The sequence below is a fragment of the Bradyrhizobium sp. UFLA03-84 genome, assembly GCF_002289535.1.
In the GTDB taxonomy this organism is placed as follows: domain Bacteria; phylum Pseudomonadota; class Alphaproteobacteria; order Rhizobiales; family Xanthobacteraceae; genus Bradyrhizobium; species Bradyrhizobium viridifuturi.
Map to the genome: position 1 here is coordinate 41,700 of NZ_NSJY01000005.1, position 14,103 is coordinate 55,802.

13 protein-coding genes are annotated in these 14,103 nt (G+C 59.4%); 4 read left to right on the top strand and 9 right to left on the bottom strand.

Annotated features, from left to right (window positions below; genetic code table 11):
• Positions 1–2 precede the first annotated feature (2 nt).
• From CK489_RS02960 to CK489_RS02970, 3 genes are read right to left on the bottom strand one after another with little or no spacing between them, the layout of a single operon-like run.
• Positions 3–1,778, bottom strand: coding sequence for a cyclic nucleotide-binding domain-containing thioredoxin-disulfide reductase (locus CK489_RS02960; protein ID WP_095731257.1), 1,776 nt, complete (start codon positions 1,776–1,778; stop codon positions 3–5).
• Positions 1,779–1,813: 35 nt separating this feature from the next.
• The gene (locus CK489_RS02965; RefSeq protein WP_095731258.1) at positions 1,814–2,629 is read right to left on the bottom strand and encodes a universal stress protein; all 816 of its coding nucleotides are present in this window, start codon (positions 2,627–2,629) and stop codon (positions 1,814–1,816) included.
• 42 nt (positions 2,630–2,671) lie between these two features.
• On the bottom strand, positions 2,672–3,154 hold the full coding sequence (locus CK489_RS02970; RefSeq protein WP_095731259.1) for a DUF1931 family protein: 483 nt from the start codon (positions 3,152–3,154) through the stop codon (positions 2,672–2,674).
• Between CK489_RS02970 and CK489_RS02975 the strand changes: the two genes are divergently transcribed.
• Together CK489_RS02975 and CK489_RS02980 are read left to right on the top strand one after the other, a co-directional pair.
• On the top strand, positions 3,116–3,550 hold the full coding sequence (locus CK489_RS02975; protein ID WP_143278085.1) for a DUF2188 domain-containing protein: 435 nt from the start codon (positions 3,116–3,118) through the stop codon (positions 3,548–3,550). The genes CK489_RS02970 and CK489_RS02975 overlap by 39 nt on opposite strands.
• Positions 3,551–3,692: 142 nt before the next feature.
• Entirely contained in the window at positions 3,693–4,127 is a 435-nt protein-coding gene (locus CK489_RS02980; RefSeq protein ID WP_198960818.1) for a DUF2267 domain-containing protein, read from the top strand.
• A gap of 341 nt (positions 4,128–4,468) precedes the next feature.
• Here CK489_RS02980 and CK489_RS02985 read toward each other — a convergent pair whose 3' ends face one another.
• From CK489_RS02985 to CK489_RS02995, 3 genes are all read right to left on the bottom strand, one after another.
• A complete protein-coding gene (locus CK489_RS02985; RefSeq protein WP_143278086.1) occupies positions 4,469–4,900 on the bottom strand; it encodes a hypothetical protein in 432 nt (143 codons plus the stop codon).
• Positions 4,901–5,007: 107 nt separating this feature from the next.
• On the bottom strand, positions 5,008–6,582 hold the full coding sequence (locus CK489_RS02990; protein ID WP_245350236.1) for an aldehyde dehydrogenase family protein: 1,575 nt from the start codon (positions 6,580–6,582) through the stop codon (positions 5,008–5,010).
• A 72-nt stretch (positions 6,583–6,654) separates the two neighbouring features.
• Entirely contained in the window at positions 6,655–7,557 is a 903-nt protein-coding gene (locus CK489_RS02995; RefSeq protein WP_050625889.1) for an NAD(P)-dependent oxidoreductase, read from the bottom strand.
• A gap of 653 nt (positions 7,558–8,210) precedes the next feature.
• Between CK489_RS02995 and clpB the strand changes: the two genes are divergently transcribed.
• The gene (gene clpB, locus CK489_RS03000; protein WP_095731876.1) at positions 8,211–10,862 is read left to right on the top strand and encodes an ATP-dependent chaperone ClpB; all 2,652 of its coding nucleotides are present in this window, start codon (positions 8,211–8,213) and stop codon (positions 10,860–10,862) included.
• A 57-nt stretch (positions 10,863–10,919) separates the two neighbouring features.
• Positions 10,920–11,102 (top strand): DUF2188 domain-containing protein, encoded by a 183-nt coding sequence (locus CK489_RS03005; RefSeq protein ID WP_094193613.1) that lies wholly within the window; start codon positions 10,920–10,922, stop codon positions 11,100–11,102.
• A gap of 134 nt (positions 11,103–11,236) precedes the next feature.
• On the opposite strand, the gene CK489_RS03010 is transcribed toward CK489_RS03005, so the two are convergent.
• From CK489_RS03010 to CK489_RS03020, 3 genes are all read right to left on the bottom strand, one after another.
• Positions 11,237–11,905, bottom strand: coding sequence for an HAD family hydrolase (locus CK489_RS03010; RefSeq protein ID WP_095731263.1), 669 nt, complete (start codon positions 11,903–11,905; stop codon positions 11,237–11,239).
• 161 nt (positions 11,906–12,066) lie between these two features.
• Positions 12,067–12,531, bottom strand: coding sequence for a phosphate-starvation-inducible PsiE family protein (locus tag CK489_RS03015; protein WP_095731877.1), 465 nt, complete (start codon positions 12,529–12,531; stop codon positions 12,067–12,069).
• Between the two features lie 26 nt (positions 12,532–12,557).
• Positions 12,558–14,102 (bottom strand): DHA2 family efflux MFS transporter permease subunit, encoded by a 1,545-nt coding sequence (locus CK489_RS03020; RefSeq protein ID WP_095731264.1) that lies wholly within the window; start codon positions 14,100–14,102, stop codon positions 12,558–12,560.
• Position 14,103 lies beyond the last annotated feature (1 nt).

Here is a 14,103-nt window from a genome sequence, read left to right on the forward strand (position 1 = left end):
GCTCACATTCGCCGCCTGAATCCTGCGTGCGGTGCGGATTCGATCCGCATACCTATCGCACCCACGCTCTCAATTATCGCCGAATCCTTTTCCACGTCCCCAGACGATTCAGCTGCGCCATCTGCGCGAGCCACGTGCAATTCCGCCCCGACGACAGCCCCCTCGCCGATGGCCGCTCCGACTCGCTTGACCGATCCAGACCGCACATCGCCGGAGGCGAACACTCCACGCATGCTGGTTTCCAGCGGCAGCGGACGACGGGATCCGTTGTTCGACGGGCGTGCGCCGGAGGGAGCGTCCGAACCAGTCAGCACAAAATTCTTGCCATCCAGAGCGACCCCGCTATCCCTGAGCCAGCCCGTTGCCGGTTCCGCGCCGATGAAGCAGAAGACATGGCGGATCGGCTTTTCCGTCTCTTCGCCGTTCACATTGTTGCGCCAGCGCACGCGCTCCAGTTGCTTCTCGCGGGTGCCATAGAGGGCAACGATTTCCGTTCGGGTCAACACCTCGATGTTGTCAATCGCCTTAATGCGGTCGATGAGGTAATGTGACATGCTCTCCGCCAGACTCGGACCACGCACCAACATCCGGATTCTTTTAGCGAAGCTGCGCAGGAAGACGGCGGCCTGTCCCGCCGAGTTGCCACCGCCGACCAGAACGATTTCCTCATCACGACAAAGCCGCGCCTCGATCGGCGAAGCCCAGTACCAGACTCCACGCCCCTCGAAATCACTGAGGTTTGGAACGTCGAGGCGTCGGTAGCGCGCACCTGTCGCCACGACCACGGTCGCGGCCTTGACCCGCCGGCCATCCGTGAGATGAAGGCCAAGCTCCGTTTCAGTCCGATCGAGCCGTACAACTTCGCAGGGTATCATCACCCTGGCGCCGAATTTCTGCGCCTGGACGTAAGCACGGCCGGTGAGCGACTGGCCGGAAATGCCGGCTGGAAACCCGAGATAGTTTTCGATACGGGCACTGGCTCCGGCTTGCCCACCGAATGCGCGCGTATCGAAAACGATCACCGAAAGCCCCTCCGATGCGGCATAGACCGCAATCGAGAGACCGGCTGGTCCTGCACCGACGACCGCGACATCATAGGTCCGATCGCCCTCGTCAATCGGCGCCATTCCGAGCGCGCGCGCCAATTCGGTTTCGTTCGGATTTTTCAGGATGGTCCCCTTCGGACATATTGCCAGCGGCAGATCCGATGGATTCGGGGCGTATTGCTCAACCAGCTTCGCTGCGTCCAGATCCTGTGCGGGGTCGAGCAGCTGATGGGGGTAGGCATTGCGCGCCAGGAAGCCTTGCAGACGAACGACATCCGGACTGTTTTCGGCGCCAATCAGCACCGGACCTCCGGCGCCGGCCTCGATCAAGGCAACGCGGCGCAGGATCAGCGCATGCATGATCCGTTCGCCGATTTCGGGCTCTTCAATCATCAGAGCGCGCAGATTTTCCGGCGGAATCAACAGAGTCTCGACATCATCGATCGCGTGAACGTCAACAAACGCCGGCTGACCTGACAATTGCCCCACGTCGGCGACGAACTCACCCGGTCCCTGCTCCACGATCGGAGTCTTGTGACCTAGAGGATCGCGGCGAGCGACACTTACTCTTCCCTTGATCAGCACGAACATGCCGGGAGCGACTTCTCCAGTCACAAGAAGAGCTGCGCCCGCTGAATACCGCCGAATTTGCCCGAATCGGCGCAGCCGATCGATTTCACCCGGCGCGAGCTTTGGGAACATTTGTTGGCGCTTTTCATCGATCGTCGACATTTTGAGCCCGTCGTTTTGATTTGATCGTTGCGGTATTAGTGCGCCATCAGCAGCGGAACCGGCGCGTCGTGCATGAGATCATAGGTTACCCCGCCGAGCAGCCGTTCGCGCAGGCGAAGATGACCGTAGCCTCCCATCACGATCAGGTCCGCCTTTCGCCTTTCGGCTTCCTCGCGCAGTTTGGCTCCGACTTCGCGACGGCGGCTCCCGACACGATGCAGCACCGCGTCGATCCCGTGATGCTTGAGATGATGGACGGTATCAACGCCCATGACCGCCTGCTCTTCGGTCGGGTGTTCAGCCGTGACTACTACAACCGCAACCTCGGCGGCCTTATGCAAGAACGGCATGCTTTCGCCCAACGCACGGGCAGCTTCCCGGCTGCCATTCCAGGCCACAAGGATACGATCGAAGGTGATCCTGAGACGCTCCGTTTCAGGCACCAGGAAGATGCTTCGTCCGGACCCGAACAAGACGCCCTCGACCAGATCGTCCGGGTCCATTGAGCCATTGGGACGAAGAGCTACGAACGTATCTGCAGAGCGCGCCTCTCGTGCTGCTACATTGGCGAGATCGTTAGTCAACACATCGAAACGCCGGATCTCAACCGGACGATCGATCAGGCTGAGCCGTTTTGCTAAGGCGGCCTCCGTCAGATCGCCGAATTTTCGCGCGCGATCAAGAATATCAGCCGTGATATCACCCTCGATCGCTCCCGGCAGCGGCAAAGGATTCAGGTACAAGCCGATCACCACCTCGCTCTCGAGCCGCCTGGCCAGGTCTTCCACGGCCGTCAGGCGAATTTCGTCGCCGACGCCTCCGTCCAGCCACACCATGACGTCCCTGATCATCGCTGCCTCCGGCCTCAACAACGCACGCCTCGATTGATTGAACTACAGGAGTAGATCGAAAATACGAAAGCACCGCTCCCAGTGCTCGCTGCGAGGGTTCTTCAGCTTGCTGTCGAGGAGCTTGAATGTGTGCGCAAGAGCCACACTCAAGCCACCTGCGACCTCGGGCAATCGGCTTTCGGTTTCATCGCTGTAGGCGAGATCGAGCGGCGGTCGGGCTGTGAGATGATCGAGAATAGGCTGCAGCTCGATCTCTTCGTCGATTTTCCTAAAGGCGTGAATGCTTTCCTGCAGGCCCTTGGTAATCGGCAGATCGAACGGCTCGATGATGACTCGACCGTTCGCCTCTGCGCTTGCCTGCGCTCGTAGCATCAAGTCATAGATCTTGTGATTGGTGAAATCGCCGTATCGCTTGAGGTCCTGCTTATCGACGTCGAGACCTGCCGCCCGGCGGAACAAGCGTTCGAATTTCGAGACGCTCATGACGTGGCCGACGACGTTGCTGCTCGCTTCGGTGGAAATCATGAGATCCGGCTCCTTACTCAATCGTGCGGCGCACTGATCGGCGTCTCATTGATGGGTATCAGCCTTTTCCAACTTTCTTCGCGGAGACGAAGGATTGACATTCGTCAGCGTGCCTCCAGGATTTCGCTCTATCCTGCTTTCGGCTTCCCACCTGGACTTCAAACGATGCCAGATGCCGCGGTTTACGTCGTTCCTGACGCCGATTTCGACGACTGGATCGTGCGAACCGACACCGGTGATGAAGTCGCTCATTATGCGACGCGCGAAGCAGCAGAGCTTGTCGCCCAACAGATTGCGCAAGAGCGGGCGATCGACCTGGTCGTTAAACTTCCTGACGGAAGAACCACGCGCAAGAGCTTCATAAAAGGATGGGTATCCAAGCTATTCGGGCGATAACTCGGGCTCAAGCTGGCCGCGGCCTGCGCCAAATCGGCGCCATGCCCTACAGAGACCGCACCTGCCCGGCCAAAAAATTACCAGCAACGGAATGTCATTTAGGCTCACGAGGTAATCCATCATCAGTTCGACCGGCCTGGACGTGTTTGACGGAGCACTGCACAAGACGAATGCCTGGCTCAAGGAAATCGGCGAGAGGCTAGGCTCTGATCGTCGCGGTGCATATCAGCCATTGCGCGCGGTGCTGCATTGCCTACGCGATCGCTTGACAACGGACGAGTCAGCTCATCTCGGTGACCAACTCCCGATGCTGATACGCGGTATCTACTATGAAGCGTGGCGACTAGCTGGCAAGCCGGAACGGGTTCGTTCACGCGAGGACCTTCTTGCCTGGATCGAGAGCCGCCTCCCGCCGACAGCGCGCACCAACCGCGAAGATGCGGCACGCGCCGGCTTCCAGACCCTCGAAAATCATGTTTCCGCCGGAGAGATCGGCGACGTCGTTCAGTCTTTGCCAAAAGATATCCGCACACTCTGGCCCGTCACCTCGGCGTCACCTGGCCCCGCCGCAAGGTAGCCAGCCGAGGCATGAATTAGATGGTGATGGAATGCTTGATGACCGAACGTGCCTAGCTGCGCGTCTCACGGTATGGTGTTCCATTCAGCCATTTTCTGCGACCAACCCTGGGTCCGCAGATCTACTTAAGTGGCCCGGCAGGTCAGCCGGCTATGGGCGAATGGCCGCCGTTGGATGATAGGGCTCAGGACTGCTCGTCCTCGAAGCTCTCTGCCGAGAGTTGATCCTTTGAAAACGCCGGTAAACGTTCTTTAACAGGCGTATGCCGATCGTCCACGCCGATGGCCCTGTTGGCAGAGGACGGAAACATCCGCCCGTGTGTTTGGTTCCGTTGAGGTTCGCTATTCGTTACCGGTGGCCGACCCCGATCCCGCCCCGTTCTCGAAGCTCAGCATCTGTGGCGTCTTTACTTCAGCATACACCGCGCGGAATCTCGCGATCGCCTTTCGAATCGTGGCCGTCACCTCGACATTGGTGATGATTGCCTTCTCGATTCTTGGCCCATGCAGGATGAGCCGAGCGTGTTTGAGCCAATGCATGCGATCGTTCAACCCGTCAGTTCTTTCTGCTGCAGCCCCAACTTCATGAAACCTGCTAATCCCTTTCAGTATCTGGAGGAAGTGCACCTCGTCCGCGCCCGCTAAGGTGCCCTCTGCCTCATCGGCCAGAGCAATAGCACACTCGAAATCACCCCTTTCCAGATGCTCAATTGCGGCGTGTATCTGGCGCATTGAAGCAAATTGCAGGTTCGTTTCGATTCGCGGTGTACCCATAGGCTGCTTTCCATTGAGGCAGGGTGGTTCGTATCCGAATCGAGAGCGGTGCATCCGGGGACATCCGAGATTGAAGAACCAAAAAATGCGCCTGTAAGACTTGGCCCTTACGACCACGGCCCCCGCACGGCCTTGGCATTCCACGGAAAGCCTCGGGGCGCATGCTGAGCGGTCAACCATTGATCGGTTGTGAAGGCCTCGATCGCCCATCGTCCGTTGAATCGGCCGATGCCCGAGTTCTTCTCGCCACCGAATGGGCAGGTCGGAAGGTCGATCACGGGCTGATCATTGACGTGGGCCATACCTACCTGCATCCGCTGGGCAAAGTGCACGCCACGATGAAGATCGCGCGTGAACACGGCACCCGACAACCCGTAGCTTGTGTTGTTGGCGACCGCCAACGCCTGTTCGGGGCCGTCGACGCGAAGGATCGGCGCCACTGGACCAAAGATTTCCTCCCGCGCGAGTTCCATATCGTTGGAGACGTTTACGAACACGTGGGGCGGAAGCACCGATCCCTGCGGTTCGTCTCCAAGCAGTTGTCTAGCGCCCGCTGTTCGCGCGCCTCGGATGCGGTCTACGATCTTATTTAATTGCGCATCATTGATGATCGGGCCGACTATCGTTTCGCCATCGGCGGGATCACCGGCTTTGATTGTCTTAACTCGCTCGACAAAGCGATCTACGAAGGTGCCGTACACCGCGTTGTCGACGATAATGCGGTTGATGGCGATACAAATCTGTCCCTGGTGCAGGAACTTGCCGAAGACAGCAGCCTCCACCGCCTGATCCAAATTCGCATCGTCGAGTACAACGAATGGTGCATTGCCACCGAGCTCGAGGTCGACGCGCTTGATGATCGATGCTTTGGCCGCAAATTCGGCGATGGAGCGGCCGACCGGTGTCGAGCCGGTAAACGAAATCACCCGTGGAGTTGGATGGCTCACAAATGATTCGCCGATTTCGCTGCCGCCGGCGACCACGACATTGAGCAGACCAGGCGGCAACCCGGCTTCCTCGAAGACCTTGGCGAGCAATAGTCCACCAGTTACGGGCGTGTCGCTTGAGGGCTTCACCACTACCGCGTTACCGACCGCCAGCGCCGGGGCAACTGTGCGATTGCTGAGATGAAGTGGCCAGTTCCAGGGGCTGATCACACCGACCACGCCGACCGGCTTGCGCCGAACCTGATTTTCCTTGCCGGGAATGTCGGACTGAATGATCTGGCTTTCGACCGCATGCGGTACTGACGCCGCCCATAGCATGACGGCGTGGCTGATTTCCCATTCGAGGTTTGCCTTGAGCCGCGTACTGCCTGATTCTCTGATCAGCCAGTCGACGATCTCGTCCCTCCGTGCGGTCATGATTTCCGCTGCGCGCGACAGCACAGTCCCGCGCAATGCCGGCGCCGACGCGGCCCATGCCGCTTGCGCGTTGGCGGCCGCCGCATAGGCGGCATCAAGATCACTTCGATCGGCATGTGCGATCTCAAGAAGGATGTCGCCATTATATGGATTCCGGTCGACCAACCTGCTTTGGGATTTGCCACGCCTCCACTCGCCGCCAAGCGGCAGCAAGTCAAATCCCTCATATAAGGGGGGATGGGTCAATTGATTTTTCTGGAAAGCTTGCTCTGGTCCGTGCCGCCGGTCGGCATGGCGTTGGGGATTTCGCGCGATCACGTCTCCACCTCCATGTTGCGACAATTTGAGCTTTGCGCGATGCCTGCATGGGACGAAAGCCCAGCCGGTTCCTTACGCATTCCGGCTTGGGGTTGCAGCCTCAATGCCCGCTCTTCGCGCTGCGAGCCGCCCCAACCCAGACCAGTCGGCGTCGCCGTTGCCACCGGCAACGGCCTCAACAAAATGGTCTCGGATCAAGCTTGCGACCGGCATCGGAACAATCCTCGCGTCGGCGGCTGCAAGAGCTAGCCGCATATCTTTCAACGCAAGTGACATCTTGAATCCGCCGACAGGATCCTGGCCTTCGGCAATGATGGCTCCATACGTACGATAAGCGGGCGCCGAAAAAAGCGAGCTGGTCAGAATGTTGAGAAAGCGATCCGGGTCGATGCCGGACTTTCTCACCAGGGCAAACGCTTCACCGAGGCTTTCCAGCATGGACGCAATCAGGAAATTTCCGGTCAGTTTAACCAAATTTGCTTCCGAGGGTCTCGCGCCCACCACGAAGGTCGCCTGCCCTATCGCATCGAACAGCGGCTGGCACCGCGCGAGCATTTGGTCTGCCCCCGCAGCGATGACAAAAAGCTTGGCCGCCGCGGCAGCCTCCGGTCGTCCGAATACCGGCGCCGATACGTAACCTCGCCCTGACTCCTGATGCTCGTCCGCCAATCGGTCTGACAGCGCGACGCTAATCGTGCTCATCGAAATATGAATCGCCTTGCGGCCAAGCGCTGAAAGCGCACCTTCCTCACCGAAGACGACACCTTCGACCGCCGCATCATCACTCAGCATCGTAACAAGAGCATCGCCATGGCAAGCGTCGGCGATCGTCTCTGCCACTTGTGCTCCATTGGATGCAAGTTCTTGCGTCTTCGCGCGCGTTCGATTGTAGACGGTGACACGATGGCCTGCCTTGAGCAGGTTCAGCGCCATCGGCCTCCCCATGTGGCCCAGCCCGATAAAACCAACGTCCATGGATCGATCCTTCCGCCGTGGATCGAATGCTAGGACAGCAGAACGGATACCGGCCTTGACTGGCGTCAACTTCTCATGACTTTTGAATCAAAGGAGCTTGCCCGGCCACTGAGCGGCGGGAACGGTCGCTCCAGCCCGTACAATTCAAAGAGAGTGCAGGGCTTCGTTTCGAGTGTTTGCACCGATGGAGCCTGCGGCTAGCCCCTCGCTTCGAGTGGAGACGCCTCGCGGGTGAGCGCAGACGGTTCTGCGATCGCATGATCGGCCCCCGGCTTGGATTACGTTTTTGATTGCAAGTTCTGCAAGATCTATGAAGTCATCCGGTGGCTAAGCCGCTCTGCAAAGCTGCCTACACGATGACGGGTTGCCCGCCGTACTCGTGCTTGCGCCAGCCGAAGGCATTCACAGGAAAGCGGTCGGTCACTCCATTTCTTTTTAGGCAAGTGCATTACGCCGCCTCGGGAGACCTTTTGCGCCTGCCCCACGAAAACATTGCTGCATAGCCTTAACCGTCCTTCGAAGTCGGTCCAAAACCGTCGGCGGCGCGACCGCAGGCGCCGGTTGACGAATGTCAGTGCGGCCCTCGAAACTACAGTGAAAGATGCCAACAGCGATTGCCTTTGGGGCTGGTCTCGCAGGCCAAGGAAACCCCGATGAATATTGAAAAATATACCGAACGGTCGCGCGGCTTCATCCAGTCGGCGCAGTCGCTTGCCATGCGTGATGACCACCAGCAGTTCTCTACACTGCACATGTTGAAGGTGCTCCTGGATGACAATGAGGGCCTGGCTGCTGGTCTGATCGACCGCGCCGGCGGCAATTCGCGTGCGATCCTGAAAGCGACCGAGGACGCGCTGAACAAGCTGCCTAAGGTTTCCGGCAGCGGGGCCGGACAGACTTATCTCGCCCCCGAGCTCGCGCGCGCGTTCGACGCTGCCGAAACGTCCGCCGACAGGGCCGGCGATAGCTTTGTCACGGTCGAACGGCTGCTGCTTGGACTCGCGTTCGAAAAGAACAGCGAGGCCGGCAGCATTTTGGCCAAGGGCGGAGTGACCGTCGAAAACCTCAATGCGGCGATTGAATCGCTGCGCAAGGGCCGCACCGCGGATTCCGCGACGGCCGAGAACGCCTATGACGCGCTCAAAAAATACGCCCGCGACCTGACGCAGGCCGCACGCGACGGCAAGCTCGATCCGGTGATCGGGCGAGACGAGGAAATCCGCCGCACTATCCAGGTGCTTTCTCGCCGCACCAAAAACAATCCTGTGCTCATCGGCGAACCCGGCGTCGGCAAGACCGCGATAGTCGAGGGCCTGGCGCTGCGTATCATCAACGGCGATGTGCCGGAGAGCCTAAAGGACAAGAAGCTGCTTGCGCTCGACATGGGCGCGCTGATCGCGGGTGCGAAATACCGCGGCGAGTTCGAGGAACGGCTAAAATCCGTTTTACAGGAGGTCACTAGCGCGGAAGGCAGCATCATCCTGTTCATCGACGAGATGCACACACTGATCGGCGCCGGCAATGCGGACGGTGCGATGGATGCATCCAACCTTCTGAAACCTGCACTGGCGCGCGGAGAATTGCACTGCATCGGCGCGACCACGCTCGACGAGTATCAGAAACACGTCGAAAAGGATGCCGCCCTCGCGCGGCGCTTCCAGCCCATCTTTGTAAGCGAGCCCACGGTCGAGGACACCATCTCGATACTGCGCGGCCTGAAGGACAAGTATGAGCAGCACCATGGCGTGCGCATCACGGATTCCGCGCTGGTCGCAGCCGCGACGCTCTCGAACCGCTATATCACTGACCGCTTCCTCCCCGACAAGGCGATCGATCTAATGGATGAGGCGGCGGCACGGCTGAAGATGCAGGTCGATTCCAAGCCGGAAGAGCTTGACTCGCTCGACCGTGAAATCATCCGCCTGAAAATCGAGCAAGAGGCGCTGAAGAAGGAAAGCGACGCCGGCTCCAAGAGCCGTCTCAAGATGCTGGAGAAGGAGCTCGCCGAGCTCGAGGAGCAGTCCGCCGCCCTGACCTCGCGCTGGCGCGCGGAAAAGGACAAGCTCTCCAATGCGGCGAAGCTGAAGGCCGAGCTCGATGCACTGCGTGTCGAACTCGCCAACGCCCAGCGGCGCGGCGAATTCCAGAAGGCAGGCGAGCTCGCCTATGGCAAGATTCCGGCACTGGAGAAGCAACTCGCCGAGATCGAAGCCAGGCAAAGCACTGCGCAAAGAGCCGGCGAAATGCTCGAGGAGGCGGTCACCGCCGATCACATCGCGCAGGTGGTGTCACGCTGGACCGGCGTTCCCGTCGACAAGATGCTGGAAGGCGAGAAGGATAAGCTCCTCAAGATGGAAGAAAGCCTAAGCCAGCGCGTCGTCGGCCAAGCCGAAGCCGTGCATGCGGTCGCAACCGCGGTGCGCCGCTCGCGCGCAGGCCTGCAGGATCCGCATCGGCCGATGGGCTCGTTCATGTTCCTGGGGCCCACCGGCGTCGGCAAGACCGAGCTAACCAAAGCGCTTGCCGAGTTCCTTTTCAACGACGAGACCGCGCTCGTTCGCCTCGACATGTCCGAATACATGGAGAAGCATTCGGTCTCGCGCCTGATCGGAGCGCCTCCGGGCTATGTCGGCTATGACGAGGGCGGTGCGCTGACCGAAGCCGTGCGGCGGCGCCCCTACCAGGTCGTGCTGTTCGACGAGATCGAAAAAGCGCATCCCGACGTCTTCAACGTGCTGTTGCAGGTGCTCGACGACGGCCGCCTGACCGACGGCCAGGGCCGCACCGTCGATTTCCGCAACACCCTGATCATCATGACCTCGAACCTCGGTTCGGAGTTTTTGGTGAGCCAGCCGGAAGGCGAGGACACGACGGCTGTGCGCGATCAGGTGATGGGAATCGTGCGCTCGCATTTCCGGCCCGAATTCCTCAACCGCGTCGACGAGATCATTCTGTTCCACCGCTTGCAGAAGAGCGAGATGGGCCGGATCGTCGAGATCCAGTTCGCGCGGCTGCAGAAACTGCTGGAGGAACGCAAGATCACGCTCACGCTGGATAAGGACGCCCGCGATTGGCTCGCGGCCAAGGGCTGGGATCCGGCTTACGGCGCGCGCCCGCTGAAGCGAGTGATCCAGAAGTACGTGCAGGACCCATTGGCCGAGATGATCCTCACGGGCGACGTGAAGGACGGCGATCGCGTCGTCATTTCGGCGGAAGGTAACGTGCTGACCTTTAACGGCAGGGCGCCAAAGACCGCCGAGATTGCGCAGTTCGAGGCGCCACAAGCCAAACGCAAGCTGAACTGAATTGAACGATACGTTTGCCCGCCCCTTTGTGGAGCGCGCGCAAATCGGAGATGCATCATGGGGATAGCCAGTTACGAAGTTGTTGGTTCGGGCGGTATCTGGCGCGTCAAGCACGACGGTGAACCGATAGGCAGATACCACACCAAGGAAGCCGCTTTCGAGGCAGCCGTTGCTGCTGCTTCATCGGCCGTTCGGGAAGGATACCAGGTCCAACTTTCAGTACCCGGAGCTCGTATCTAACCTTGATGGGCGCGCTGGCTGCAATGGAACGAGACCGCAAAGTGCCTCGCCGCGGGAGTGCCCACCAGGAGAGCCCACGCCGCACGCCCCCTGCAACGACCGATAGGTCATTTTGCGACTTCACCGCCCGTCTCTTAGCGTCGACCTCCGACCTCGTCGATGCGGCTCAGTAGATCTGCTGGATCCTCATAGACGCGAAACGCTCCGGATTGCCGCAATTCGTCAGGCCCATAGCCACCGCTTAAAAGACCCACTCCCAACGCGCGACATCGGATCGCAGCCAACATGTCCCAGATACTATCGCCAACAACCACTGCGGTTTCGATGGGTATGCTCAGCCGTTCGGCGGCTGCCAGAAACAGGTCGGGGTCGGGCTTGGCATATTTGACCTGATCACGTGTCACAACTGGAATCAGATTCTGATCGACACCGAGCGAAGCCAGATTGACGACTGCGGTTTCCATTCGGCCGCTGGTCGCGATGGCCCACGGAATGTCGGCCTGCGACAACCAATTCAACAATTCGCGAGCTCCAGGCAAAGGTCGAATATGATCTGACTGCTTCCGATAAGCGGTCGCATGGGCTTGGCGAAGCCGCTCGACGCGTTCAACGCAAACTTCAATCCCGGTTTCGCGAAGAAGCTGACTGGTAAACAAACCTCCGCTCATTCCTATCTTGCGATGGATACGCCAAACCGAGAGTTCGATACCCTCTGCATCGAGCGCCTCCTTCCATGCAAGAACATGCTGATAGACGCTATCAACGAGGGTGCCGTCGAGATCAAACAGGAAGGCCGTACGCATGCTATCTATCCCGTTCTGGAACTAAGTTGCCATCAACAAAGATGGCGTGGGCCAATCTGCCAAGTGGGCTTTCGCTGACGAGCCGCCTGGCACTTTCTTGGCAAAACTGCCGGATTTCATCCGCGAACGACGAGCGAGGCGTTCGCTGGTCCGTAGGCCGGTTAACGAGTACGCTGATCGAGATTGCCTATCAGCCAACAAACAATGCCGAGCGCTAGGATCGCGACTGCGAATGCCAGGATGTGTAACGCGTCCGTTTCCTTGAGATCGAGAATGATCACCTTTCGACAGACGGCGAGCAGTGCAATCATGACGACTGACCGGATCTGGATGATGATGTCGCGTCGTTCGGCCAGCACCAGCAGCGATTTCTTGAACTCGAGTGCAATGATCACCGTAAGGATCATTCCGAACACGGCTTGGAAGGCTGAATAGTCGAACGGGTCGAGACTTCCGGAGAGGACAAGACCGAACAGAATCTTCAGGCTTAAGGTCCACAGGGCGGCAACAATGACGACGGCGATCAAAGCGGTCAGGAAAAGCACAACGATGTGTTCGAACCGCTGATACAGCGACAGCAGCCTGAATTGCCGCCTGGCATCTCTCAATTCTTTCATGAGCAGCATCATACTCTCCGACAAACGCTGCGGACTCACCTCGTTGCATGGCTTCCCGACGGACCTTCCTTGTCAGCCGATCGATACGGACGTTGTATCAGCAGCACCAGCGGGATCGCCAGGAACGACACGAACATCATCAGCTTGAAATTGTCGATGAACGCCACGGCTTCGGCCTGCGCGGCCACTGTTTGGGCGAGCACCGCGCGTCCGCCGAAAGTGACGAGACTGAGCTGGTGAGCGTGGTCGCGCACCACCTGCCGGTACGGCGTAACGTGCTCCACGAGCGCGGCCTGCGTAATGGCCGCATTTCGCACGAGCAGATAACTCATGATGGAGATTCCGATGCTCGCCCCGATATTGCGCATCAGATTGAACAGCCCGGTTGCCTGCGTGCGTAACGTCGGTGCGATCGTGCCGAAAGCGACCGTGCCCAAAGGCACGAAGACGCAACCGATGCCGAAACCTTGGATCAGACCGGTGCGGACCAGAGTGCCCTGAGACACGTCAGGTGTGAAGCCTGTCATCACATAGAGCGAGAGCCCGGTCGTTACAAAGCCGAAGCCGATCAGGAGCCTCGGATCAATGTAGCGCATGAGCTGCCCAACAATCGTCATCGCCGCCATGGTCCCAACGCCGCGCGGCGCGAGGACCAGGCCAGCCGTCATTACGGGATAGTTCATGAGGTTCTCAAGATAGGGCGTCAACATCGCCAGCGTGGCCAGCAGAACGAAGCCGACGATAAATATCAGGATGATGCCGATCACGAAGTTACGATCGCGGAACAGCGCGAGATCGACGAAAGGATCGGGCGTCGACAGGGAGTGGACTGCAAAGAGGTAGAAGCCGAGCACGCAAAGCGCGGCCTCGGCCTGGATTTCGTGCGAAGCGAACCAGTCCAACCGCTCGCCACGATCGAGGAAGAGTTGCATCGCGCCTATGCCGAGCCCAAGTGTTGCGAAACCCAGCCAGTCAAGCCGTGCAGCCAGGGGGCGATCGGATCGCCGTTCGAGAAACAGCAGGATGCCGAGCGCGCACAGCACGCCAAAGGGCATGTTGACGTAGAATACCCAGCGCCAGCTGTAGGAATCCGTGAGCCAGCCGCCGAGTGTCGGCCCGAGAATAGGTCCAAGCATCACGCCGATGCCGAACACCGCCATCGCGCGACCCTGCTGCTCGGAAGGATAGGTGTCGAGCAGCACGGATTGCGACAATGGAACCAGCGGCGCGCCAAAAATGCCCTGCAGCAGCCGGAAGACGACGATCTGCGTAAGTGACGTGGCTGCGCCACACAGCATCGATGTCACGATGAAGCCGATCACCGCCGTCAGGAATAACGGCTTGCGGCCGAACCTCGCTTCGAGCCAACCTGTTGCCGGGGTGATGATCGCAGCTGCCACGATATACGAAGTCAGCACCCAGTTGATCTCGTCGCTGGTCGCCGACAGGCTGCCCTGCATATAAGGCAGGGCGACATTGGCGATCGTGGTGTCGAGCGCCTGCATCAAGGTTGCAAGCATGACGGTTGCGGTAATCATCGGCCGGTTGATGACGGCGCTGGTCGGCTGTGTACTCGCCATG

Coding starts and splice junctions, on each gene's coding strand:
- CK489_RS02960 (WP_095731257.1), bottom strand. CDS start 1,778: ATGTCGACGATCGATGAAAAGCGCCAACAAATGTTCCCAAAGCTCGCG.
- CK489_RS02965 (WP_095731258.1), bottom strand. CDS start 2,629: ATGATCAGGGACGTCATGGTGTGGCTGGACGGAGGCGTCGGCGACGAA.
- CK489_RS02970 (WP_095731259.1), bottom strand. CDS start 3,154: ATGATTTCCACCGAAGCGAGCAGCAACGTCGTCGGCCACGTCATGAGC.
- CK489_RS02985 (WP_143278086.1), bottom strand. CDS start 4,900: ATGGGTACACCGCGAATCGAAACGAACCTGCAATTTGCTTCAATGCGC.
- CK489_RS02995 (WP_050625889.1), bottom strand. CDS start 7,557: ATGGACGTTGGTTTTATCGGGCTGGGCCACATGGGGAGGCCGATGGCG.
- clpB (WP_095731876.1), top strand. CDS start 8,211: ATGAATATTGAAAAATATACCGAACGGTCGCGCGGCTTCATCCAGTCG.
- CK489_RS03005 (WP_094193613.1), top strand. CDS start 10,920: ATGGGGATAGCCAGTTACGAAGTTGTTGGTTCGGGCGGTATCTGGCGC.
- CK489_RS03010 (WP_095731263.1), bottom strand. CDS start 11,905: ATGCGTACGGCCTTCCTGTTTGATCTCGACGGCACCCTCGTTGATAGC.
- CK489_RS03015 (WP_095731877.1), bottom strand. CDS start 12,531: ATGCTGCTCATGAAAGAATTGAGAGATGCCAGGCGGCAATTCAGGCTG.
- CK489_RS03020 (WP_095731264.1), bottom strand. CDS start 14,102: ATGGCGAGTACACAGCCGACCAGCGCCGTCATCAACCGGCCGATGATT.